Consider the following 25356-nt stretch of genomic DNA (forward strand, 5'->3'; position numbering starts at 1 on the left):
CTTTTGATAGAATAGAGTTGTCAATACAAGCGCGGATCCGATTCAGGATTTTTCGCGTAATAAAGCGGGTGATCATCCCCTACCCTCACCCGCTTTTTATAATATCTCTTGTTTTATTTTTTGTCAATATTTTTTTGATAATACGTTATCGCGTGCTCTCCCTTGCGCCATATTCCCTTGAAGTGTATAATTACAGACATGAAAAAGGACTTTCCCGACAATTTCTTCTGGGGCGCCTCTACTTCGTCCTATCAGGTCGAAGGCAATAACACGAACACCGACTGGTGGGAATGGGAAAAAGCCGGATATACGGAACCTTCCGCCGCCGCGTGTGACCACTACAACCGGTTCCGGGAGGATTTCGCCCTCGCTAAGGCCCTGGGACACAATGCCCACAGGCTGGGGATAGAATGGGCCCGCCTGGAACCCGAAGAAGGGTTTTGGGATGAAAAGGAATGGCTTCATTACGAACAGGTGCTATCTCTGCTGAAAGAGCTCGGCATAGAACCGTTCGTCACCCTGCAACATTTCACGCTTCCCTTCTGGCTGTCAAAAAAGGGCGGATGGACCAACGATGATTCAACAAGATACTTCGTACGTTTCGCGGAACGATGTATAACACGGCTAGGAAGACATGTTAAATACTGGATAACGATAAACGAGCCCCATATGGCCGCGTTCATCCCGCATTTCTACGGCAAATGGCCCCCGATGATAAAAGACCAGGGAACGGCGTTACATACGCTTTTGAACATGCTTAAGGCGCACACAGGAGCCTACGCGGCCATGCACGCGGTGCACGCGGCTGCGCGTGATCACGATGGCATATCACATCCGTATATCGGCCTGGCCAAGGCGGTCGCGGCGTTCCATCCGTGTTCTGCCATATCCATACCGGACAGGATGGCCGCGGCGACGCGATCCGATTTCCACAATCACGCTTTTATCAGGTCGGCGCTAAAAGGCGTAGTCGAGATCCCCGGATTGCCGAAAGAAAAGCTACCTTTATGTAACGCGATGGACTTTATCGGCCTGAACTATTATTACCGCCAGTTCATCTCTAGCGGCAAACCCTGCCAGGAAGAACCGCTGGGAGGGCAATGCGCGCACGCGTCCCATCCGGGTGAAGGGCAAAGAACGGACATGGGATGGGAGATATATCCTAAGGGGATCTATGAGGTCTGTATGACGTTCAGGAAATATAAAAAACCTGTGCTGATCACCGAGAACGGCATCGCGACAGGGAACGACAAGACCCGGACAGCGTATATAAACAGCCACCTCTTCTGGTTGTCAAAAGCCCTGAAAGACAAACTGGACCTCCGAGGATACCTTCACTGGTCCCTGCTTGACAACTTTGAGTGGTCGGAAGGATATTCCAAGCGTTTCGGGCTGGTAGAAGTGGATTTTTCCACACAAGAACGACGCGTAAGGATGTCCGCCAAGCACCTGTCCCGGATCATATCCTCGGGCCTGGCCCCGCGGTCATCCTGACACCTCATTAACATACGTTCTTATCTCGTCCAGTTCCGTATCCGACAATCCCCAGTCGGAGCTACCAACGTTATCCGCGAGTTGGGACACCTTCCTGCAGCCAACTATACAACTGGACACACCGGGGCAGGCAAGCACCCAGTTCATGGCGACCTGTGATACCGGCACTCCACGCGCTGAAGCGATCCCTTCAAGCCGGGAAACGAACGCTCTTGCCTTGCTCCAGAACGGTTCACGGTAAAATTTGTACAGGAAAGACCTGGCATCGCTTTTCGCGAACTTCGGCGGTTCCTTGTACTTGCCGGACAAAATACCTCCACCGAGAGATCCGTATGAAAGTATGGATATCCCGCTTTCCGCGCAGAACGGTATGACCTCTTTTTCGATCCCCCTGTCAAAAAGGGAATATTGCATCTGGTCGGATGTTATCTCCGTAACAGCTCTGGCGGCAGCTATGAGTTCCGCGCTGAAATTCGATACACCGATATGTTTGATCTTCCCTTCGGACTTCAACCGTTCCAGTGCCGCGAACGACTCTTCCGGGGCAGTACCCGGATCAGGCCAGTGACACTGGTACAGGTCTATAACATCTGTCCTTAAACGTCGAAGCGAGCGCTCGATCTCCTCTCTTATGAAAGCGGCGGTAAGATTAGGCCTTATACCCTTTTCGGTCTTCTCCAATCCGCACTTGGTGGCCAGGACTACATGCCCTCTCTTTCCTTCTATCGCCTTCCCTATGACCTCTTCCGACCGGCCGTCACCGTATATCGGCGCCGTATCTATGAAATTCACGCCCAGGTCCAGCGCCTCTTTTATTACTTCCTCGGATTCCCTGTCATCGGCGCCGCCCCAGGAAGTATCGCCCCCGAACACCCAGCTACCAAGACACACGGTAGAGACCATGGTCCCGGTATTCCCGAGTTCCCTGAACTTCATACTGCCCTCCTGTCTGTTCCATATCCATTCATGTCCTTTTCCTATTATACTTCACCCGGGACAATTGCAAAGATATTAATCTGACATACCAGGCATACGAGGCGGGTCCGGCCTTTGGAGGCCTGGAACATGAATGGCATTACGCGGACCGGAGGAACATCAGGAGTTTCTGCTGGTCCTCTTTCCACGTGTTCACTACCGGGGTCATGATCGGCAACGATATGCTGCCATCAAGGATCTTCTCGATAACATCCGGATCGTTCTCGTCGATGATGTCCGGGATGGATATCATCATCTTAAGATACCGGATGATGTTAGACCTCACTTCCTGCCTTACCTCTGATGGAGCCTCCGCCGCGGCCGCTTGTCTTTCGGCTATCCTCTTATAGTTCAATAATCCCTTGCCAAGCATCACATGGTTCACGAGGTCTATCATCCCGCCGGGCGGCAGGCTGTCCTCGCTGACCACGGCAAAGCTTTTCTCCGGGTCCGGCATAAGTTCCCTGAGCACTTTAAGCGCCATCTCCCTCATGTCACGGGACACGAACACTATGGCTTTCGGCGTCTTGTCCTTATAATGATCGTCGCCCATTTCACCTATTACCCTGGAAAAGACATCCCGGAACTCGGCTTCGGCATCGGCCGCTCCCGTGTTATATCCGCGCAGGATAGTATCCATCCGGTATTCTGAGCTTTTTCGTAATAGCTGTTTGAGTTCCGACTCAAGAGACACCTTGTCCGACATTGCCCCTACATCAGAAGGTCCGGGCGTTATTATCCAATCCGCCGTGTCGGGGACCATGTCACCCATCATTACAGCGGCTGCCGTCATCTTCTTCTCCGGGGACGCCACAATATGATCTTCTTCCGCTTCTTCAAGAGCAAGCCCGGAATCTTCGCCTATTGCCACGGGCGCCGTCACCGGTCCCCGCGCGGGTATAAGGCTATCCATATCAAGCTCATCCGCTTCAAGGGGCGGATATTCCCTTTCAAGGAGAAGACCCCTGTAATCCGCGTCCATGAACGAGTTGAATATGGCCGCCACATTGCCGATGTGCCTCTTCAATTCCGCGGTCAGTATCTCTTCAGGATCAGCCAGCTCTCCCATACCCATAAGTACGGCTACATCGGTCCATATCTCCTTTTTAAGCATATCCTGTCTGTCCGCGTCCATAAGACCGCTATCATCCCATACTATGTTCACGGCCGTCCTCAAGGCGACAAGGAATTTCCTGGCCTGTGAAAGAGCCTCGACCTCCGTCTCACCAAGCACCTGTTCCCCTCGTGTCAGGGTCATGGCATTCTCCCTGAAAGCGTCCGGGCGAGCCCAGTCCCACGTGGGCATACCCGCTACAGTACGCCCCATCCATGTTATAAGGTCTATCGTCCTGAGCCCACCACGCCCTTTCTTGGTATGGTAATTGCCGGGGTTAATGTATGTGATGGACCTCATCGGGTCAGCCATATCCATTTCATCCTTGCCCTCTACGATCGCCTTGAAATCCTGCCGGAGCACATATCTCGACATCAAATGTTTGAACGTCTCGGCGTCCCTTATCGCCTCCTCGAACCCTTTACGGATATCTTCAACTGATACCGGCCCGGAAATATATCTCCAATCCATTATGGACCTCATACCCGCGATGTCCCTTTCCTCGAAGTAATCCAGATAATCCTTCTGGAATTCATCCATGGTAAGCGCTTTTATATTGTGGTCCGCGCCCACTTCCGGATACGCGGGATAATCCAGAGTGACACCGGTTATCTCTCCGGCCAACATCCCGAACTCCGCGGCTTGCCTGCGAAGCGTAACGATGTCGTCCCGGTCCTTGATAAGGATGAACAGATCAAGGTCCGTCCCATAAGGCGCGGCTCGGCGCGCGTAACTTCCCATACCTATAAGGGTAACTTTGTCGGCTATACCCATGAATTCCGCGAGCCTGATTATCGTATCGTCTATGAGGTCCGAATATGCCGAACCAAAGTCGAATTCCTTTCCGCTGAGGGCCGCGTCACGGAACTGGCCTTTAATGCCCTGTAGTTCCTCTCGGAATTTGTCCCTGGCATATTCCACATATTCTTCCAGGGTCGCGAAAACCTCACCAGCATCCTCCTCTTGTTCCTCCCTGTATATTGTCGACCGCATGGCCGCGGCGGCCTGTTCGGGAGTAATACCGGTAAGTGAGGTGAATTTCGCCCGTTCCCACTCAGTGTATGCCGCGTTCGCCCCTTCTTTATACGGAGCGGCGGCGTATTCAAACCCCATCATCATCCTCAAGCCTTCCGGAAAACTGTGCCTGTCGGGATCGCGGTTATCGAAGACCGTGAGCATCCTCCATGGTGACCCGACGTATATTTCATCCAGCCACGGGTCCGAACTGAGATCCTCCCTCTCTCGCTCATCAAGTTCAGGCAGAATATCATTTATCGTGACCATGTTCTCCGTAAGGAGGTTTCCCGCGTTGTCCCTCAATAGGTTCATTTTCACGTCCTCATCCATATCCATCCCCAGAAAAATGTTCAACGCGAACGTGGCGACATATGGGATCGCCAATATCACCTCAATGTCTGGGCGGGCCGCGTCTATCATCGCGATCATCTCGTCCGCGTCCCATCCGGAGAAGGACGAGTCGTCAAAGATCACGACTTTCCCTCCATCAGGGATCCCGTCAAGTCTCGCGAGCCATCCAGAACGCGCGCCGTTCTCGTCATGGTTCGAGTATATTTCCACCGGTTCCCCGATATCGGCCCTTAAGGTTTCCCTCGCCATCTGGTATACATACATTTTCGACTTGTTGGACGTTTTCCCCAGTATCACGCCCCAGGCCCCCTTATCATAACCTTCCAGTTCCCGATTTATCGCTTCGGCCATGCTCCTTACTTTGTCCCGGAACTCCTCGAACGTTATATATCTCAGATTGTCCAGGAGCGCGTTCCTGATCTCCTCCAGTTTGGAGACATGCTGCGGGAATTTTGCCTTATATTCCTCGAACTTGTCCGACACGTTGCGCCTAAGCGCGTCAAAGTCCCCTATGAGGCGCCTTTCCGGGACCTCGAATTCAGACCCGAGCGCTTCCAGGACTTCCGCATCTTCGGCGAAAGGAAGGGGCTCTTCGGGGTTATTCCGGCTCCACACCCAAAGGTTGCCTTTTTCCCCTTTAGCGGAATCCTCCACGATATTCAACTGGTCCGTGACCCCTACTCCCCATAGTTCCAGGTCACTTTTCGCGAATACCCGGTTATCCATAAGAAGAGTCTGGTTAAATCCCGCCACGGGCTTGATCACTATTGTTCCGTCGGGCCTGAGTTTGTTAAGCAAACCCTCATTCTGCAACATGTTCACGAGATCGTTCGTTATGTCGGGTCCGGCGGGATTCATAAGAAGTATGCTGTCCAGGGAACCGTCGGGCATGGCCCTCAGGATATCCATATCCGCCCTGAGTATGGCCAAACGCGGATCGTTCCGCCTTTGCGCCCTGAGCCGACCCCTCTCCCAGTCCCTTGCCCATCCCCCGTATAGAGGCACCTTGTTCTCCGTATCGTATATATCCGTGGCTATAACGGCCATATCCGGGTTCGCCCTTACCAGCTGGTCCGCGAACGTGGCCGTGCCACATCCTATTTCCAGCACGACCTTATTTATACCGCTCGCCGCGTCCGATCTTTTTCTAAGGATATCCAACGCTTTTCTCGCCTCGCCGGATGGGTTCCCCCGGGTCAAAAGATAATCCATTACCCCCGGCTCCGTCGTCCCTGTCCCCGAGCGCTCTCCCGTCCCGGGGAACATGGAATCCTTAAGACCCGCGAGGTCCGACCAATTGCCAAGCGTAGCGTGTAATGCCGTCATCACCCCGGCCATGAAGGTTATGTATGCCCCTGCCGGGGACGCGACCAAAAGGGGTGATATCATCATTAACCCCGCGCCATAAATAAGCTCTGCTATCGGCCCCGACGCATAAATGACAGCTCCTTTGGCCCCTTGTTCAAAGTTCATGTGCCTCACCGCGAACGTGGGGAATATCCTCTTCCCGCGAGCGGTTTCCCAGCTCATCACGAATTTCGGCTTTGCCCCGAAGATCTTTCCCGCGATGAAATGCCCCACTTCGTGTATCGCTATAGCCGGGATGAAGAAAAGCGTCAAGATCAATATATTATTCAAGAGACCCGGTATCCCGAAATCGGTCCTGACACCCTCATCCGGCATAGCGGGCATATTAAGCAACAGCATCTCGACCGCCTGCGCTGATGTCCTTTGCAGCTCATAGTTGCTCCACCATCTTATTATGAGCGCCTGCCTGGCGGTAAGCCTGGAAGTATCATCCCGGTATTGGCCGAAAGCCTCCCTGACCGCGTCCATATCGTCCGGCGCGAAAAACGGGTCCTCGTTCCTGATCAGGTCGAAATAGTACGCGGTCCTAGCTCTATAATGCTCAGCGAGGTCTTTCACTCCCTTAGCCGCAAGCTCACGGTCCTCCGGAGATACCGGTTCTCCGATACCTGCACCCCTCAGCTTGTCGAGCGCGGCAAGGGCCAGTGCCCTTATGACAAAATCCCTTTTCTCCTTCACCATGGTATCGTCCCTTGCCAGGTCCAGCATATCGGACACGGACACGGGCTTACTGTCATATACCATGATCTTTTCCGCGTACCCGGACGGCTGCTCTTCATACATCTCATATCTCATCTTAAGGATCCGGCCGTCATCACCCCGTTTGTACGAGTTCAGTATACCTTCCACGACCGGGGTATTCCGCAGGACCCAGCCCTCCTCGCCAGGGGAAAGCCATAGCCAGTAATCCGCATCGTTCTCAAAACCGCTTATCTTCACTTCTTCGTCAAGGGACATACCGCTCTCTCTGTAATAGAAATGGAGCGCTTCATGTATAAGTCCGGAACGCAACATGTCATCCGAAGCGAAATTTGATACCGGCAGGGCAATGAACCCTTTTTCCGTGTCCGCGTGCGCGTAATTCTTATCGGCCGAGAACCTGAGCTCTTTCGTTCTCAGAACGACTATCACTCCCTCTATCATGCGTCTCTGATCAGGGGTGAGCGCTTCCTTGATACTTTCGTAATGTGACGCTATGGCCCCGGCCTCGGCCTTCATTCTTTCTGTGTAGCCGATATCGGCACCGGACACTCCTGAGAAAGACATGCTCGTGGATTGTCGTTGGAGCCCGGCCGTCCCGTCCCCTTCACCGGGCACAGGTGCCTTGCCAGCAGGTGACAGGGCATACAGCAAAAGGCTGATAAGGCCCATCCCAATGGTAAGAGAGACGCACAGACCGGGTTTCGTCCGGGAAAGGGCAAAAAGACGGTCCAGCTTTCCTCTGTAATCCACTCCCCTGATCGCGGATACAGCCCTTGATGACAACAGTTTAAGCGTAAAATGTCTAAGTACGTGATATCCCAAAAGTGTTCCGACGACCACCATCGCGTGCACCGGAGTGAACCCGCTTATTAGTATCACGCTCACCACAATGAACGCCATAACGGCCTTTTTGTGAGCGTCGGAGACACGCGCGGGCATGTTCTCCTGCCCGGTCCCCCCGGTAGTACCGGCTTCCGTTCCAGCATCGCCGCTCACGCCCGGGCTCGCGGACGCATCGACAAGCTCAGCCTGCGGTCCCAACGGCGGACCGGGGAGGGCTTCACGCCTTTCTTTTCGCGCTTCCGCTACCAGTTCGCTCACCGGTATGCTCACGGGTCTTCCGATCTCCTTACCATTCCTCATCAAGGCACAATTCAACGTTCCCGACGTGCTGTCGTAAACCACACTCAGGTTCCGGGCGTCTTCCCCTATCGCGTTTATCACGTTCTTGATATTTCCGTTCTCCCTGCCAAGTTCGGCCAGCACACGCACGGCGGCGCGGAACGCATCTATCTCTTCCTGTCCGCACACGGCTTCGGCAAGTATCGGGTTGAGCTTGGACGCTACGGCCATCATGGATGCCTTGGCTATCACCGAGCTCAGCATTCTCTGGAGATCCGTGGTCTGGCCGGCTAATATCTCATAATACGGGTCCTTGAAATCATCTTTCACGGTGAACTTGGGGAGTATGGATACGTACGATATACCCTTTTTCCGGAAAAGCTCACAGATATTCTCCGTATGGAACCCTCCTGTCATGAGCATAGCCGCCTCCGCGGGGCCGCGCACTTCTTCGAACCGTATGTTGTCAAGGAACGCCTCGTCACGCTTGAACGAATACGCGTAGAACGCGGAAATATCTCCCAGATACTTGTTCAGGTTGGCACAGTCATCCGATATCTCAAGTGTTATACCGTGCTCCTTCGACGCGGGCAGAAGAAAATCCGTATAGGCTTTTACCGAAAAGGTCTCCCTGTTACCCCGATAATAATAATAGTCCGTCTTTATCAGCTTTATATCGAACATGTTCCGCATTATGGACAGATTACGTGAAAGCCTGTTCAATGTCCTTTGTTCGGCGCTGGTATACAATGGCTCCCTGACGGCATCCTCATATTTGTCGAGCTCCTCCATCACCCGCGTCCTGTCGACGGATTCATAAACCGTCACATATCCGATATATTTGGAAAGTTCCGGGAACCTGCCCGGGTCGAGGCCTACCTCCCTCACCTTATCGAACAGATATCCATAGAACGCCCTGAGCGAAAGTCTTTTTGTCTTGAAAGCCACACTCTTTGACACAAGCTCTCTAGACTCGTTCCTTGAAAGCCGCTCTTTCAGCTCTTCGACAAGAGCGGTGCGTTCGACATTGGCCCTCTCGAAATCTATATCGTCCTCTTTCTCCAAAGCGGACGAAAGAAGAGAAAGGTTACGGAACCCGTTAAGTCCAACTCCTGTTACCCTGCCCTTATCCACCAGGTAACGCAGATATTTGCCAAAGTCCATGTTGCCGGATTTATAAGCCGCGTAGGAAATATCGAGACTGATAAGTTCTTTCGAGAAAAGATATACTTTCAGGTTGTTAACAGCACGGGAAAGCTCGCTTATATATCGGTCCACATCCGCCTTGTACGACAAAGAATCCCGGTACACCTCCAGGTTGGCCAGATACAATTCTTTGTTCTCAACCCCCCACAACCGTACCTTGTCCGGGTTATTCGCCGCATAAAATTCCGCGCCGCTTATATCGCCTTGTTTGACAAAATAATCCGCCACTTCCCTGCGTATTTCCGTACCGGTTATGGACGTAAAGGGCGTAAGATCGTACTCACCCACGCCCCCTTCCAGGTTCACGAGCCGCACGCCGTATTCCTTACTGATGTAATCGATGATATCGGCTATCTTATGCTGGGCATAAACGTTACAATGCGCGTCCTGTATATGGACAACGAACTTATCAGAACTTCCTTTGTAGCCGAATTGTACCTCTCCAAGATGTTCGGGTATGGTTATGGTCGAAGCGTCCAGAAGGGAATACGATATGTTATGCGCGTCATCCGTAGTGATCGCGTAGGGGATCTGCGCGGGCTGCTCGATAGCGGACCATGCATCGGTCAATACATTGGTAACAAAAAAAGCGACAAGAACGACTGTTCCAGTCACTTTTCGCGCCAACCCGTATTGCCCAAACCATGGTCTGAACATAATGAACCTCATAAGTCTTTTGTTTACACGACTTACATTGGGCAAAGGTTTTGCTTTACCCTTTTGACCTTCCTGCATGGCTATATTATTATGTATAATAACTATCTTTCTATAAGTTTACAGCCAATACAAGTTTACCTGTCCACATATAAATATCCAAGTCGCTATTTCTTGCTTTTTTAAACGCTAACAAACGCGGCGATCACCCGGACACGCGCCATACGATCGGATCTATATCAGAAAGAGATGTTATTTATTAAATATTGAAAACACATGTGTTTAGAGTTACAATTTTTATGACCGATATAGCCAGCTTAGGTCCAGAAATGAGGTTCAAATGAACAAGGTGGTATTGTTACGTCACGGTGAAAGCGTATGGAACAAGGAAGGCCTGTTCACAGGATGGACAGACGTGGACATCTCTGAGAACGGAATGCATGAAGCGCATGAAGCGGCACGGCTGTTAAAAGAGAACGGGTTCTTTTTTGATGCCGCTTTCACTTCCCTGCTGAAAAGGGCCATACGCACTTTGTGGATAGTCCTTGAGGACATGGAACTCATGTGGATCCCGGTATATCGTTCATGGCGTCTCAATGAAAGACATTATGGCGCGCTCCAGGGCTTGAACAAGAAAGAGACCGCGGCCAAGTTCGGCGAGGACCAGGTCCATGCATGGCGACGAAGTTTCGACGTGCCTCCTCCACTCCTGGAGATCTCTGACGAAAGGTTCCCGGGCAATGACACTAAATATCAGGACCTCGATACCGCCCTGCTTCCCAGGGGAGAATCCCTGAAAGATACTATAGCCCGCGTTATGCCCTGCTGGGAGAACGTAATACTTAAAAAGATCCAGGAAGGCAAACATATCCTCATCGTGGCGCACGGGAATAGCCTGAGGGCACTCATCAAACACCTGGACAATATCCCGGATGACACCATCGCCGGAGTGAACATCCCTACGGGCATACCCCTGGTGTACGAGTTCGACGATACGGCAAAACCCGTTAAACACTATTATCTCGGTGACGAGGAATTCGTAAAAAAAGCCACGGAAAAGGTCGCTTCACAGGACAAGCTAAAATAAAGAAGGAGGCTCTATGAGCATCGATATAAGAGGGCTTTTGGGCAATGAAGCTTCATATCTTCTGGACCATAACTCGGTGACAATACCTCGCGACATGTTACACCTTCCCGGACCTGATTTCGTCGACAGGATATTTTCCGCTTCCGACAGGTCCAGGAAGGTGAGGACCAGCCTGAAAAGGGTCTTCGGACACGGGCGGCTTAAGGGCACCGGATATGTTTCCATATTACCCGTCGACCAGGGCATAGAACATTCGGCCGGAGCTTCTTTCGCTCCTAACCCTGTATATTTCGATCCTGAGAACATAGTCAAACTCGCGATCGATGGCGGGTGTAATGCCGTCGCGTCTACCCTGGGGGCCCTGGGCATGGTCTCCGAAAAATACGCCTCCCGTATACCGTTCATAGTTAAACTGAACCATAACGAACTCCTGACCTATCCTAATTCTTATGACCAGAGACTTTTCGGGCATGCCCAGCAGGCTTACAATATGGGTGCCGCGGGCGTCGGCGCCACCATATATTTCGGATCGCCGGAATCACGCCGCCAGATAGAGGAAGTGTCGATCGAGTTCATGCGCGCGCATGAACTCGGCATGTTCACTGTACTATGGTGCTACCTTCGTAATCCGGCGTTCAAAAAGGACGGAGTGGATTACCATGCTTCAGCGGACCTTACTGGACAGGCGAACCACATAGGCGTGACCATCGAAGCCGATATAATAAAACAGAAACAACCCGTGAACAACGGTGGATATACAGCGATAGGGTTCGGCAAGACCAGTACGATAGTATACGAGAAACTTTCCTCGGAGCATCCGATAGACCTGACCAGGTACCAGGTAGCCAACTGTTATATGGGACGCATAGGCCTGATAAATTCCGGAGGCGCGTCGGGCAAGAACGATATGGAGCAAGCCGTCAAGACAGCCGTCATCAACAAGAGGGCCGGCGGCATGGGCCTGATCTCCGGGCGTAAGGCTTTCCAGCGGCCTATGGCGGAAGGCGTAAAGATACTTAACGCCATACAGGACGTATTCATGTCCGATGAGGTAACGGTCGCCTGACACAGGCGCCGGTCCCGGAAAAAATATTACTTTATAACGATATTGTCTATATAGACCGGGCCGTCATACGGTGAGCCCGCTTGGGAATTATTGGCGTCATACTCGATCCTCAGGGTTATCTTTTTGACCGAGTTCAGATGTTCCCCAAGGCATTCCTCGTTAGTATTGCACTTCCATTCCGCGAGCTCTTTCCTCGCGCCCGGATCAAGCCGCGCGCTCACGGTGGTCCATTTCCCCTTTTTTAGGCGTACCGGCTCACGCATCTCGATATAGAACCAGGGACCGGCCGTGACGACTATACGGGCCTGCATGAGATCATTCTTTACGTCCGAGGGCAGGAACACATCAAAGGATATCGTTTTATACCCCACGAGGTCTATCTCTCGATCAAGCTCCACCAAAGACGCGGCCCAGGTATTGCCCGGAAAATCACTGACAAGTTCCAAAGAATGTTCCCCGGTCGAAGCTTCCGCGGAGGATACCCCTGAACTCTTCCCGACCATATCTTCCTGCCCCATTGCCCAGTCCGGTATCCCCCACTCATCCGTTCCCTTCTCGAAATCAAAACGTATTTCCGGCTGTTCCGCGTACGACACGACCGATAAGCATAAAATAAGAATTAACAGGATCACCGCGCGCTTCATGTCATCTCCTTTTTTGTTCCCGCCACTTTCACGGCTTCAACGAACATCCATATGGAAAAGAACAACATCGTCAAACTTATCGCCGCCAGCAATATTTTACCCGACCGGGTAAACTCCGCTATATTGATGATTATGGCCCATACGGAGAACAGCATCATGAAGAACATGGGCACGATCGTTATCCACGCTTTCGACCTTTCCCTGACCAGATACACCGAAGCCACCAGGAGCACAAGTCCCGCCAGGAGTTGATTGCTGGTACCGAAAAGCGGCCATAACACAAGGGCGCCACTACCCGCGCCCTGAGAAAAGGCCAGCAACCCCGCCAGGAGCACAACGAACAATGTGGCAGGATGTCTTTTCTGTAGTATCTTTATCTTGCTTTCAACGGCTATTTCGCTAACGATATAACGTTGTATACGCGTCGCGGTATCCAGCGTAGTCCCGGTGAACGACGCCACAAGCACCCCTATGATCGCCTGTCCGTATCTTACCGGTATCTTTAGTGAGGTCATCATGTTGGCCGCCCCGTTCACAAAAGCCGTGACTTTCGCCGAAAGCCCCTGCATAGCGGACCAACTGGAATAATGATATTGCCATGCCTGTACCCCATTAAGCACGCTACCATCGGTCGCACGCACGCTCATGCCAATTCCCGCGGCAACGGCTATAAGCACCAGGACTCCCAGAAACCCTTCGGTAAGCATACCGCCGAACCCCACGAACTTAACATCCCTCTCGCTCCTTACCTGTTTTGAGCTGGTCCCCGAACCCACCAGTGCATGGAATCCCGAGATCGCGCCACACGCTATCGTAATAAAGATAAAGGGCAACATCGGCGGAGCGCCCTTGGGGGCTACATTGATCACCGGCGCTACTATTTCCGGACGGGCTAACAATATCCCGAGGGCCAGAAGCGCGATGCCTATCACCAGCTGGTGCGAATTTATATAATCCCTGGGTTGAAGAAGGGTCCAGACCGGGAGTACCGACGCGACATAAGCATACACAAGAAGCAATATGACCCATATCCCGAGGGGCGGGATACCCAGTATCGAAGGCATGTGAATAGGCATGTTCACGCCTATTGCGATAGAAAGATACATGAGAGCTACGGCTATGACCGATAGTACGGTCAGGTTGCTCCCCCGCCTGTACGCAAGCCATCCCACACATACGGCTATTGGTATCTGTATCCACACCGGGAATACCGACTGAGGGTACATTTCGAAGATAACGGCCATGACCATACCGAATATCGCCACCACGATCCACAATGAGAAAAAGATCAAGAGCAGAAAAAGGATACGCCCTCTTTTGCCGAGCATACACCGGGAAAGTTCACCTATAGACACGCCCTTGTTCCTCGTGGACATCATGAGCGCAGCGTAATCATGGACGGCACCCGCGAATATGGACCCGATGATTATCCAGACAAGCGCGGGAAGCCACCCCCATATCACGGCTATGGCTGGCCCGACTATGGGCCCGGTACCCGCTATGGAAGCGAAGTGGTGGCCGAAAAGCACCTCTTTATTGGTAGGCACATAATCTATATCGTCCCGTAACTCCACGCTGGGGGGGACCCTTCTGTCATCGGCCCTGAATACACGGTCCGCGACGAAACGGCCATAGAAGATATATGCCAGGACGAATAAAATAAGTGAAACAAATAGAATAAGTAGAGAACCCATAAAAATAACCTTACTTTTTGACCGTGCCCATGCGCACGCGTATATATTATATAATAAAGGTCCCGAGTATAAAACCCTAAAAAAAACCGCCGACCATAGATCGCATGGCCGGCGGCCTTCCCGTAGGGAGGGGACCCTTGTATATAATTACGCGCGTATCAGTATCTCGTTGGTACGGTCGTATATCGCCTTCAGCTCCTGGACATCGAACGGAACTATGGGTAGCGACTGTATGAGCCTGTTAAGCGACATCACGATGACCCGTATCTCCGCGGATGTAGCCATCTCGATAAGGTCTTTCTTGGTCAGGCTTATCTTAGAGACATCCTGTCCCTGGGATATACACAGGTCAACATACTGAGCCAGGGTATATGACAGGAATTCGCTGTCCTCACTTTTATAATTATCATTAGAGGCGATCTCGGAAAGCCGGAGCCCGAGCATAACGCTCCTGATCACACCGGTCTCGTCGTAATTAGCGCCTATGGGTGAAAGTATGGTATCCTCCGGCGACATGTTCCCTATGTGCCAGTTCCTGTCCCTGTGCCCACTGGTCGACAATGTTTCGCCCTTGAACACGGGGAAGATCGTGACCGTGTTGGCGCGCGTCCTGTTGCCGTTCACGTTCGTGAGCTCATCAGGAAGCTCCTTATATTCCAGGTCACCGTACTCTTCTCTGGAAACCTCAGTTATATTATCGGTATTGTAAAGCTCCACGAAAGCGCGTCCTCCTGAAAGAGCCTGTATATTATTGAGGAACTCTATTACCTCTTTCTTGTTCATGCTGGTATCCAGCTGCTGTTTCGGCACCCTTATAAGTTTATAACCGTTCTCCCCGGGCCTGAAGATATGGCTCAGGAACCCTACGTTATCCTCTACGAACGTTTCCATGCCTTTGTCCGGGGAAGCGGTATAGGCCTGGTCTCCCGCATCGGATATAAGTCCGCTGAGGAAAGTCAACTCATCCCCGGATATCTCCAACCCCATTGAGGCCACAGAGGTCTCCCCCTCTGTATGGTCCGAGGATAACCGTTCTATCTTGCTGTATAAAGTATCCAAGCTGATAAGACCTTTATAAAAACTTAAAAGCGTATATCCACCGAAAATATCCGGATCCCGCTCCACCCACCTTACATTCATTTCCCCGCCATATGTCCTGAGCAGTCTGGGGCCACTGGCCACTACCGAGTCAGGGATAAGACCCGTGAAAGGAGCTGTTTTAGCATGCTCTTTTACGACCTTTTCCATGGCATCGAGCGACGTTCCGTCGTATTTATCGTTGAACTTGATCGCGTCCTCATCCGATAACACTACGGAAATATCGTTGAACCTCAAGCCACCAAGGTTTATCACATAGTCCACATACCCCGGAAGGGCCAATGTCCAATCTCCCTGTTTTATTTCCTGCAGGACGACATCCTCTACGCGTCCGTCGGAGGCGTATCTGACATTGACCTGCACCCCATGGCCCTCCGTAACGTATTTTATGTCCAGCTTGTTCCCCTGGAAATGCCCCGCGCCCGTGGACGTTGACTGTACGCTACCCGGAAGAGTATCATTCACGAAGAACGTCTCGTGCAATGTACTTATCTCTCCGGCATTCGTAGCCTCCAGTATCCCCTGTGGGACCGACACGAAGCCATGGTCCATAAGATACATGACATCCTTGTCCTGTCCGTGTTCGAAAACCTGTCCGGATATCTTGAGTTCTTCGAGTATATTACCCTTTAATTTCGAGCTTATGGTCTCCACGCCTCTCCAATAGAAAAGAGGAGCTCCTTCCACCCTGTTATACGGCCTGACGTCCCCACCGGGAAGGTTCGCGTCCTCGAGAAAGCTCGGGCCACGCTTCTTATCGCTGGCTACGGCCATATCTCCGGCCTTTACCGTCAACCTGACCTTCTCAGAGTTAAGCACTCCCCTCCTCATCCACGAAAGCACGGTAAGGAATTGGCCGGTCATTATCTGCATCTCACGGCTTGTACGCGCGCTATCCTCGCCGTTAGGGGAAAATTTCCGCGTTTTTTCTATTATCATCTGGGCGAAATACCTGGAATTGCCGACAGTATTATTGTCTCGTGAGTACGCTTCAAGGAGGTTGTTAAGTATTCCCGCCACTATAGGCAACCTGTTCTCGGTCACCTGGAAACCCTGGCTTGAAAATATGGTCTTTACCGCGCCCGGGACATCGCCGTTCACCACAAGGCCAGAGGCTTCGTGGACGACTCTTTCCACGTCGTTCATCTCCGGCAATGGTTTGGATACCTCGGCAAAAAGGCTTTTGTTCCTTTGTTCCATTTTTTTCATCTTCTCTTTTGCTTCCTGCCTGGCTTCCCGTTTTCTTTTGTTGCTGATAGCCTTGCTGAATTCACGAAGATACGCCGCGGCGGTAAGCCTGGCTTCAAGCCCACGGCTGAGGCGCACGGAAGTCGCCTGGTATTCCTTCAAAGTATCATCATTATACTTGTCATGCAGAGTAAGTAAAGCCTTAAGATACGTACTCGAGTCCGCGTCATGGATCACATATTCCTTCTCATCCTTCCATATGGTACGCGTGTTCCATTCTGACGCCCCGGGTGTTAACACGTTGCCTACTCCCGGCCGGTTAAGGTCCATAAGCAATCCCTGGGCCTGGAAAAGTCCTTCGCCGACCTTGTTATCCGTACGCAATGTCCCGACCTCTATGCCGCCGCAGGCGGACACATCCGCCTCGGTAAATCCCGCGGCCTCGGTCGACGGATATGAATCCTGTACCTGCACGTCCGTCGCCGCCAGGAGCTGCCTCTGCTCGTCAAGGCTGAACCTGGGAACAAATACGAATCTTCCCAATGTTCTTGCTTTCCCGGGGTCCTCTGAGATCATTCTCTTTTTCATTTCGGAGATCTCACGCACAAGTTTCTTCAGGTCCTCCTTAAGTTTATCGCTATCATCGTTGTTAGATTGCACGTTCCCGTAGATGACCACCTGTACGCCTTTCATTACCAGCTCTTTCACGTTCGCGTTATCGAACGCGCCTCTTGAATCCGTTCCGGACCCCAGAGTGAAATTACCACCGTTGGTATGATTCCCACCCCTGCCGGCTTTCTCCCTGACCAGGCGTCCGGAATACGATACGACCATCTGGTCGTTCCGTAGCATCGCCTCACCCTCCTGTAACAAAGGAGTATCCCCGCCGCCCGGCAGACCCTCGGTGGTATAGACATCCTTTTCCCTGGACACGCTGAGCCTCTCCTTGGCCGTTTTTTTGGTCTGGTATACCTGTTCCGCCGTAGGATGCTCTATATCCGCGTTATCGCCAAAAAGCTCCTTCATGTACCTGATGAAATATTTCATGGTGTTCCCTCTATGGTCTCCGTTGGAAACGGCCCTGAGGTCGAACTCTATGCCCATATCGCTGTAATATCTTCTCAGGCTCTCTTTCTTCGGGTTGTTCACCCACTGGTCATATACGACCACATCGTCCCTGTGCGCGCGGGCGACCGCGCCCTGCCAATCGCTGGACCTCAGCCCGGCCGAAGCCATGTCATAATCCATTCCGAAATTCATTTCGAACAACTCACGATACCCCTGGGGTATGCCCATGAAATCCAGCACCTTGTCCCCATACCTGTCCTGGGCGTTCCGGGAATATGACTTCCTGTTGCCGTACGTATGCGTGGTGAACGCGACCGTCATTTCCCTCAGCACACGGTCCACCTCGAAACGCGGGTTTTCTTCCGCCTTTGCCAGCTGTTCCTCAAGTTGTATTTTCCTGTATACGGAAACAAGCGCTGTCTGGGAATCGTTCAAATGAAGTATAGGAGCTTTCCAGTTGGCTTTATCCTTCATTTCCCTTGCCTCTTCCCTTTTGACGAACTCGAGGGCGGCACGGGAATAAAAAACGGAGAATTCTTCCCATGTCGGAAGATACGGTGTCTTATCGGGGCTGTACGCGTTCTTGTAGTTGTACAATGAATGCGTGTAATAACTCTCACCGTTGGGCTGTATGTCCCTCACAAGATACACTTCTATGCCAAGATCGTTCATCCCCTTACTTACAAGCACATCTACTTCCTTGCCACCCACGGTCACCTTGAATCTGTCCACCTCTTCTATCTTACCCAGGATCGGATGGGTCAGCTGCTCCGGGTTCGTATAATCCAGTCTACGCGGATCCTGATCAGGGCTTATACGGTACTGGTAATGCGGTTCGATATGTTTAAGCCTCGCGCCGGACCCGCGCATGAGTTCCTGCATACCAGCGCCGTGATACTGCATGACCCTGGCCAATCCGCCGGCTTCGTGCCATATCTCCGGCGATATCTGCCACAATGTCCTCCCCTCCAGCTCCCTAGCGAATTTCCTTATCCAGTTGCGGTCTATCCAGTCCTTGAACTTCTTAAAAAGCCCGTTAAGCTGTTTCATAAGGGCATCCCTGTCGATATCAGCCGGCACCAGCATCAGCAATATCTCATCCGCTATTATCATGTCACGATATTCAGAGTTTTCCGGGGCGATAAGTATCCCCATCAGCTTTTCCTGGTCGTTCTTATCGAGCAGGTTCACCGCTTTTTTAACGGAATAGCTCCTTTCCACCGGATAATGCGGTTCTCCTAAGATCACATCGTTCATTATGGATATCGTATCCAGAAGTTCGCCCATGTCGGGGGCGTTTATCATCCTTTGAAGCTCATCCCTGAGGGAAAAAACATCATCCTTCGCCATCGCGCTCCTGATGGCCCCCGTTCTTTTGGCGGTACGGTATACAAGGTCCATCCTCGCCCTGTATGCGTCATCCGCATCATGGCCCAGCCCATATATGTGTAGAAGCTCATCATTATCCAAAAGCTCGGTCCGTACCCCCTCGTTCTCCGGTTTAAAAATATCCTTAAGCAGTATGCTTCCTATATATATGACCCCGTCCCTTGTCCCGGCGTGGGAGATATTCGTGTGTTCCTTGTCGTCGTTCCATCCTATAGCTACGTCACCAAGAACGGCCCTGAAACGTACCGGCGCCCCGCGTATCTTATGCTCTTCCATCCATTCTCTTATGGCGACCGCCTCACGTTCGGTAAAAAGCTGGGTTATATCTATTTCTTCTCCGAGGTAAAGCTCCTGGGACGTTATCCTGGGCACATAACCTTTTACCCATTTGATCCTTGTGGCCCTGAGCACTCCCGTATCTTCATCCAGATATACCTCAGCCACCTTACCATCCTGTATAAGTGCCTCTATCATGGGATCGGTGGAAGGCGCGTACATCCCCTTAAGATCATTGTCCAGATCGGCGGCGTCCGGACGGGTATCCTTTTCAACGAATACCGCGAACTTATCACCGCTCTGCCAGCGGCTATCCGTACGGGCATAGTGTTCCCCCAACCTGCCGTCACAAAGTACGGCAACGCCTTTTTCTCCTGACAGAGAAAAATATATCTCCACCCTGCCGCTTTCCTCCACGACAGAGTCTATGACTATATCCTTTTCCCGCAGGAAATCCGGAGCGGTCTTCAGATATCCAAGCAAAGCTTTCTGTACGCTTTTTTCTCTGGCCTGGGGATCAAGATAATGCTCGGCTATGGAAAAGAATATGCCAAGTATCTTCCCTTCCGAGTAGATATTGTTGCGGAAATCAGCTGACCCTTCGGTCGGAGCAAGCTTACCACATATAAGCGGAGGAGTTATGTTTATATTGTCCGTGAAACCGTATATCGTAGAGTTGAGTAGGAAAGTTAGGAGCGTGATACAGACTATCGCGCTTCGGAAAAGACCTGCTTTTTTGGGCATGATATCTCCCCTTCCGGGTTAAGTTTCCATGACACGATATGAGCAAAAGATCGGTCTTTCTGATCGACATATTAGAATAGCGCGTGATATGTCGATTGGAAACATCTTAACATATTATTAATTTTTAGTCAATGAAAAAGTTTGTTTTAAGTTGCTGCTAATTCCAGACATTACAGATTACGATCACAGTATGGAACACCATTTTTTCGCATACATAAGTCATTTAATTTAAATGTTTTAAATCTATATGCATGCCGTTTCTCTCCCCTGTCGACCCAACACCTCGTTATGTTAGCACAATACATTTTAAGTATTATCTTAAAATTTACTTAACGCCATCCCGGACATCAGGAGGCATATTATATACAAGCCTATACAAAATTGCAATATCCATCAGTCCTGTAGTAAAATACAACTTATGCAGAACCGTTCCGCACAGATAATTATCCGGCTTTTCCTGGCCGCGCTCATCTTCGGCGTTATGACGAAAAGTTCTTATCCACTGGGAATGAGCTCGATAATAGACACCATACAAAGATCGCTAGACGCCATTGTGTTCGTAAAAGCAGAGAATGCCATAGTCGGCGATAGCGCCGATGGTCAAGGCGTGAAACTGGCGAGATTCGAGAGAAAAGGCGCCGGCATCATAGCCAGTCCTGCCGGGCTCATAATAACCAACGCCCACATCGTCAATAACGCCTCGCGTGTTCTCGTCGCGGTAAGGACCTCCTCTGTATACAACGCCAGGGTCTTGTGGGTCTCTCAGGACAAGGACATAGCGTTCATAAAAATAGACACACCCGGTCCTCTTCCGGTAATGACACTTTCGGATTCGGACGCGACCAGGCTCGGGGACAAGGTCTATACCGTTGGTAGTTCCGCGCTGTTCAGCGGCACCATCCAACAGGGACTTATAACCGGGATAGGCGCGAGGACTGCACCGGATAATGGTAGCGGTAAACACATAAGCATCCTACAAACAGACCTTTCCCTGCACAGGGGCGACAGCGGCGGACCATTGATCGATAGCAATGGCAATATCCTGGGCCTGTTATTCGCTGGCAGGACGGATATCTCCGGCAAGAGCTATGCCATACCGTCCAATATCATAATGAAAGAGTTCGAAAAACTTCTGGCGTCACAAAAATAGACCTCGCCGTATAACGCCATTTCATACTTGCCTTTTGTGCCGCCACGATATATCATCGTTACATATGTGGCTGGAAAAACTCTTTAAGCTCAAAGAGAACGCGACAGACATACGGACCGAGGTCCTGGCCGGCACCACTACCTTTATGACCATGGCATATATCATCTTTGTCCAACCTGCCATACTGTCACAATGCGGAATGGACTTCAACGCCGTAATGGTAGCCACCTGCGTTTCAAGCGCCATAGGCTGTTTCCTGATGGGTCTTCTGGCCAACTATCCTATAGCCCTGGCTCCTGCCATGGGCCATAACGTATATTTCGCCTTTGTCGCCTGTCCGATGATAGCCGGCATATTAGGTCCGGGCAGCGATATCGCGCCGTGGCGCGTAGCGTTAGGCGCGGTACTCTTATCAGGCATGGTCTTTATCTTCTTCTCTTTCTTCGGCATAAGAGAGCGGATCATCAAGGCCCTTCCGGTCTCCATAAGGAACGCTATAGCTGTCGGCATAGGCCTTCTTATAACCTTGATCGGGTTCGAATGGTCGGGCCTGACCGTTCCGGACAAGTCCATCTACCTTACTCTGGGAAAGCTGAACTCGGCACCGGTGCTCTTATCTCTTTTTGGGCTCGTAGTGATATCTTCGCTGATGGCAAGAAAAGTGAGAGGGGCCATACTTATCGGAATGGTCATTACGGCCGCGGCGGGGACCACTTGCGGGATAATCCGGTATTCCGGAATAACAAGTTCGATACCTTCCATCAGCCCCACTTTCATGAGATTGAGCTTTTCCGGCGCGCTGGATATGGGGTTCCTTGAACTTATCTTCGTGTTCTTTTTCCTGGACCTTTTCGACACGGTCGGGACGCTTATAGGCGTGTCCGAAAAAGCCGGCTTCATGAAGGACAATGAGCTTCCGAGGGCCAAACAGGCGCTTTTCGCGGACGCGACCGCTACGGTAACGGGAGCCGTGCTCGGCACTTCTACCGTAACAAGTTATGTGGAAAGCGCTTCCGGGGTATCGCAGGGCGGCAGGACGGGACTCGCTAACGTGGTAACGGGTCTTTTAATGCTTCTGGCCCTTTTCTTCCGTCCGCTTATAGCCATGATCGGCACCAGCCACATGACCGCGGACGGCCTTCTCCTCTATCCGGTGATCTCACCGGTACTGATCATCGTTGGATGCATGATGATGAGCTGCGTCAAAAAAATAGACTGGGACGATCTTACGGAAGCTATCCCCGCTTTTCTCACCATAGCGGTAATGCCCTTCTGTGGGTTCAGCATAACCGAAGGCATTTCCTTCGGGTTCATCTCATATGTGATACTGAAGACCGTCTCCGGAAAGATGCGGGAAATACCGGCATTTTTATCCCTGTTCGCCGGGCTTTTCATACTAAGATATATCTTCATGTTCGCGAGATGATCCCGCGAAGTTGTTCGTGTTCAACGCACGAGGCCCTCTATATCCTTGGTCGCCTGCCATATCTTTCTTATGCTATCAGCCCTTTGTTTGAAAGCGGAGAGCACTTTGGGGTCGAAATGTGAGCCGCTTTGGGTAGCGATAACATCCATCGCGTCCCGGATATCCATAGCCCGTTTATAAGGCCTTATGGAGGTTAACGCGTCAAAAACATCCGCCAGGGCCACGATCCTTCCAAAGACAGGGATCTGGTCACCCTTCAGCCCGTTGGGATACCCGGTACCGTCATACCTTTCATGGTGTGTAAGGCAGATCTCACAAGCCGCCATCAACAACGGCGATCTGCTGCCCATAAAGATATCCGCTCCCAACTCAGCGTGTTTTTGCATTATCTCTCTTTCCTCGGGAGTAAGGCTGTCTTTTTTCTTGAGGATATTATCAGGTATCAACAGTTTGCCTATATCATGCATGGGGCTGGCATACCTTATTATCTCAACATTATCCGCGTCAAGCCCCATACCCCTGGCTATCTCCGTGGAATAATCGACGATCCGTATAAGGTGTGTCCCCGTATCCTCGTCCTTATGCTCCGCCAGGAGGGCCATACGGAAGATCATTTCCTCATACGATCCTTTTACCGTATCATATGCCTTCCTCAGACTCTCTTCCCTTACGGGCCCGTCAGGCGGACCATTCACGCCAAAAATGCTATCGCTGTTCATAGTGCCCGCCTGTCATCTGGGCCAGCGCTTCCTCCTGCGTTGGGCATATGCTTAATATCCGGTCAAGTTTGGTTATCCTGAACAAGGATTCTATCTTGGGCGGAACGTCAGATATCCTCAGGTCCCCCTCCAGGGAGCTGATGCTCTTGGAAAAACCGGCAATTGCCGCGAGCCCCATACTGTCGATGTAATCCACCTCGCTCAGGTCTATGACCACCCTGTTGATCCCGCGCTTAATAAGTCCCCTGAATAAATTACGTATAAGGATGATACTGTCTATCATTATCTCTCCCTTGATACTGCATATCGTCACGCCGCTTCTATCATGTGTTGCTATTTTCATTTTATTCCCTTATACGGTGGTCGCGGTATGTTGATCGGCGTCGCTATCTGAAAATTTATAAGACATATACTCATTCCACATTTTCTCAAAACCGGTCATCGACACGAAGAACTCTTCGTCTATAGCGTTGGCGAAGTGTGTTTTGTCTTTTATACGACCGAGCAGGCTCCGTAAACCAGGCCAGCCCCATTTGTCTATAATGAATGAGATAGCGGCAAAAGCCGCTTGATAGTACACCTTTATCGACAACTGTTCCGAATAATCAACAAAACCCTTTTCGACAGCGCCGATCTTGAAATATTTGCGCCCTTTTACCTCGCTGGCGAGTTCAGCCATGTTTATCGGGGCGTACCGGGCTTGTTCATATACCGCAAGGCCCTCATGTATCCATATGGGACAATTACCGTTCGTCGTCATCGAAAGTATAGCATGAGTATATTCGTGGGCAAGTATACCCGCGAGCTCTGACTTGCTCACCCTGGGATCCACGGGCATCCGTATATTGCCGTCGAAAAAACCCCTGACTATACCGGTCTTCTGGAATATTTCCATAAAGCTGTTCGGGGTATAAAAGATTATCTTAGTATCCTGTGGCGGGTAAAAATCCAGGTCCGTGCCCACTTTTTCATATATATCCGACAAAATATCCTTGAGCTCATCTTTGTTGAAATCATAGACATCCTCGAACTCCACCTCGAAGAACGGAAGCTCGATCTTGCCGAGCCGACCGCTAAGCTCTCTTTCTTTTATGGCCTTCTCGAGTTTGTCCATTACTTCCTGGTTCTCCGGATGTGTCTGGACATATTTGGTCCAATAAAAAATGGCCTTGTCCAGCCTATCCTCCCGGTAGTGGACCTGTCCCAGGAAATCCAGGCACTCATCGCGCGGCAACATCGCGTAGGAGATGTTCAGGAGCGTAAGCGCGTTACCCATATCGTTACTGTTGTAATACTCTACGGCCTCGTTATACAGGTAGTTAGCTACGTTCTTGCGGGCCAGGTCCGACATCATGGCCAATTCCGAGGCTTTCTGCATATATTCATACGCGCCTTCACGATCGCCGGCTTCCAGCACTTTCATCGCTTCTTTAACATAGAGATACGACAGGTTGGACAATACCCCTTTATTGGTGTTGTCCATCTCGAACGCCATTTCAAGATAATATATGGCTTTTTTTATGTTACCGGAACGGTCAAGATAGTCTGAGTATTTGATGTATCCGTAAAGCAGGTTTTTCCTGATATCACCGCTGTCAGGAGCTCCCTCGTAAGCCTTGTGAAGGTAAAATATCGCTTTATCATACTTACCTTCGTCTATGTACGCCTGGCCCTTCCTGACATATTCATAAAGCCCGGTACTGGATGGATCGCTCTCGCATCCCGTTATAAAAGAACACAATAACAGGCCCGACAATACAGGCACCCACATCCTATGCATAAAATGTACCATAAATCAGCCCGG

13 protein-coding genes are annotated in these 25356 nt (G+C 51.2%); 5 read left to right on the forward strand and 8 right to left on the reverse strand.

Annotated elements, in window-relative coordinates; translation table 11 throughout:
• The first annotated feature begins 198 nt into the window (after positions 1 to 198).
• Positions 199 to 1494 carry a glycoside hydrolase family 1 protein gene (locus tag PHH49_00805; GenBank protein MDD5487491.1) on the forward strand — a complete coding sequence of 432 codons (1296 nt, stop codon included), beginning with the start codon at positions 199 to 201 and terminating at the stop codon, positions 1492 to 1494.
• Here PHH49_00805 and PHH49_00810 read toward each other — a convergent pair.
• Together PHH49_00810 and PHH49_00815 are read right to left on the reverse strand one after the other, a co-directional pair.
• Positions 1486 to 2430 carry an aldo/keto reductase gene (locus PHH49_00810; protein ID MDD5487492.1) on the reverse strand — a complete coding sequence of 315 codons (945 nt, stop codon included), beginning with the start codon at positions 2428 to 2430 and terminating at the stop codon, positions 1486 to 1488. The two genes, PHH49_00805 and PHH49_00810, sit on opposite strands and share 9 nt — an antisense overlap.
• Positions 2431 to 2569: 139 nt before the next feature.
• On the reverse strand, positions 2570 to 10006 hold the full coding sequence (locus PHH49_00815; protein MDD5487493.1) for a hypothetical protein: 7437 nt from the start codon (positions 10004 to 10006) through the stop codon (positions 2570 to 2572).
• Positions 10007 to 10343: 337 nt separating this feature from the next.
• Here PHH49_00815 and gpmA point away from each other — a divergent pair, with 337 nt between their 5' ends.
• Positions 10344 to 11090 carry a 2,3-diphosphoglycerate-dependent phosphoglycerate mutase gene (gene gpmA / locus PHH49_00820; GenBank protein ID MDD5487494.1) on the forward strand — a complete coding sequence of 249 codons (747 nt, stop codon included), beginning with the start codon at positions 10344 to 10346 and terminating at the stop codon, positions 11088 to 11090.
• 13 nt (positions 11091 to 11103) lie between these two features.
• On the forward strand, positions 11104 to 12156 hold the full coding sequence (locus PHH49_00825) for a class I fructose-bisphosphate aldolase (protein ID MDD5487495.1): 1053 nt from the start codon (positions 11104 to 11106) through the stop codon (positions 12154 to 12156).
• 26 nt (positions 12157 to 12182) lie between these two features.
• Here PHH49_00825 and PHH49_00830 read toward each other — a convergent pair whose 3' ends face one another.
• The 3 genes from PHH49_00830 to PHH49_00840 form a co-directional block, all read right to left on the reverse strand.
• Positions 12183 to 12800, reverse strand: a complete 618-nt coding sequence (locus PHH49_00830) for a hypothetical protein (GenBank protein ID MDD5487496.1) — start codon at positions 12798 to 12800, stop codon at positions 12183 to 12185.
• On the reverse strand, positions 12797 to 14494 hold the full coding sequence (locus PHH49_00835) for a carbon starvation protein A (GenBank protein MDD5487497.1): 1698 nt from the start codon (positions 14492 to 14494) through the stop codon (positions 12797 to 12799). The genes PHH49_00830 and PHH49_00835 overlap by 4 nt, the downstream gene beginning before the upstream one ends.
• Before the next feature lie 147 nt (positions 14495 to 14641).
• The gene (locus PHH49_00840; GenBank protein ID MDD5487498.1) at positions 14642 to 20257 is read right to left on the reverse strand and encodes a glycogen/starch synthase; all 5616 of its coding nucleotides are present in this window, start codon (positions 20255 to 20257) and stop codon (positions 14642 to 14644) included.
• A 418-nt stretch (positions 20258 to 20675) separates the two neighbouring features.
• On the opposite strand from PHH49_00840, the gene PHH49_00845 reads away from it, so the two are divergent.
• Positions 20676 to 21407 carry a S1C family serine protease gene (locus PHH49_00845; protein MDD5487499.1) on the forward strand — a complete coding sequence of 244 codons (732 nt, stop codon included), beginning with the start codon at positions 20676 to 20678 and terminating at the stop codon, positions 21405 to 21407.
• Positions 21408 to 21471: 64 nt separating this feature from the next.
• Positions 21472 to 22833 (forward strand): NCS2 family permease, encoded by a 1362-nt coding sequence (locus PHH49_00850; protein MDD5487500.1) that lies wholly within the window; start codon positions 21472 to 21474, stop codon positions 22831 to 22833.
• A gap of 20 nt (positions 22834 to 22853) precedes the next feature.
• Here the strand turns inward: PHH49_00850 and PHH49_00855 are convergent, their stop codons facing one another.
• From PHH49_00855 to PHH49_00865, 3 genes are read right to left on the reverse strand one after another with little or no spacing between them, the layout of a single operon-like run.
• Positions 22854 to 23552: an HD domain-containing protein gene (locus PHH49_00855; GenBank protein ID MDD5487501.1), complete on the reverse strand. Its 699-nt coding sequence runs from the start codon at positions 23550 to 23552 to the stop codon at positions 22854 to 22856.
• Positions 23539 to 23895 (reverse strand): STAS domain-containing protein, encoded by a 357-nt coding sequence (locus PHH49_00860; protein MDD5487502.1) that lies wholly within the window; start codon positions 23893 to 23895, stop codon positions 23539 to 23541. Before PHH49_00860 ends, PHH49_00855 begins: the two co-directional genes overlap by 14 nt.
• A 9-nt stretch (positions 23896 to 23904) precedes the next feature.
• On the reverse strand, positions 23905 to 25332 hold the full coding sequence (locus tag PHH49_00865; GenBank protein ID MDD5487503.1) for a hypothetical protein: 1428 nt from the start codon (positions 25330 to 25332) through the stop codon (positions 23905 to 23907).
• Positions 25333 to 25356: the final 24 nt, after the last annotated feature.

This window comes from Candidatus Omnitrophota bacterium (genome assembly GCA_028715965.1).
Taxonomy (GTDB): domain Bacteria; phylum Omnitrophota; class Gorgyraeia; order Tantalellales; family Tantalellaceae; genus JAQUQS01.

Excerpts from the sequence above, each read along its gene's own strand:
- PHH49_00805 (MDD5487491.1), top strand. The coding sequence starts at position 199 with ATGAAAAAGGACTTTCCCGACAATTTCTTCTGGGGCGCCTCTACTTCG.
- PHH49_00810 (MDD5487492.1), bottom strand. The coding sequence starts at position 2,430 with ATGAAGTTCAGGGAACTCGGGAATACCGGGACCATGGTCTCTACCGTG.
- PHH49_00815 (MDD5487493.1), bottom strand. The coding sequence starts at position 10,006 with ATGTTCAGACCATGGTTTGGGCAATACGGGTTGGCGCGAAAAGTGACT.
- gpmA (MDD5487494.1), top strand. The coding sequence starts at position 10,344 with ATGAACAAGGTGGTATTGTTACGTCACGGTGAAAGCGTATGGAACAAG.
- PHH49_00825 (MDD5487495.1), top strand. The coding sequence starts at position 11,104 with ATGAGCATCGATATAAGAGGGCTTTTGGGCAATGAAGCTTCATATCTT.
- PHH49_00830 (MDD5487496.1), bottom strand. The coding sequence starts at position 12,800 with ATGAAGCGCGCGGTGATCCTGTTAATTCTTATTTTATGCTTATCGGTC.
- PHH49_00835 (MDD5487497.1), bottom strand. The coding sequence starts at position 14,494 with ATGGGTTCTCTACTTATTCTATTTGTTTCACTTATTTTATTCGTCCTG.
- PHH49_00840 (MDD5487498.1), bottom strand. The coding sequence starts at position 20,257 with ATGCCCAAAAAAGCAGGTCTTTTCCGAAGCGCGATAGTCTGTATCACG.
- PHH49_00845 (MDD5487499.1), top strand. The coding sequence starts at position 20,676 with ATGCAGAACCGTTCCGCACAGATAATTATCCGGCTTTTCCTGGCCGCG.
- PHH49_00850 (MDD5487500.1), top strand. The coding sequence starts at position 21,472 with ATGTGGCTGGAAAAACTCTTTAAGCTCAAAGAGAACGCGACAGACATA.
- PHH49_00855 (MDD5487501.1), bottom strand. The coding sequence starts at position 23,552 with ATGAACAGCGATAGCATTTTTGGCGTGAATGGTCCGCCTGACGGGCCC.
- PHH49_00860 (MDD5487502.1), bottom strand. The coding sequence starts at position 23,895 with ATGAAAATAGCAACACATGATAGAAGCGGCGTGACGATATGCAGTATC.
- PHH49_00865 (MDD5487503.1), bottom strand. The coding sequence starts at position 25,332 with ATGCATAGGATGTGGGTGCCTGTATTGTCGGGCCTGTTATTGTGTTCT.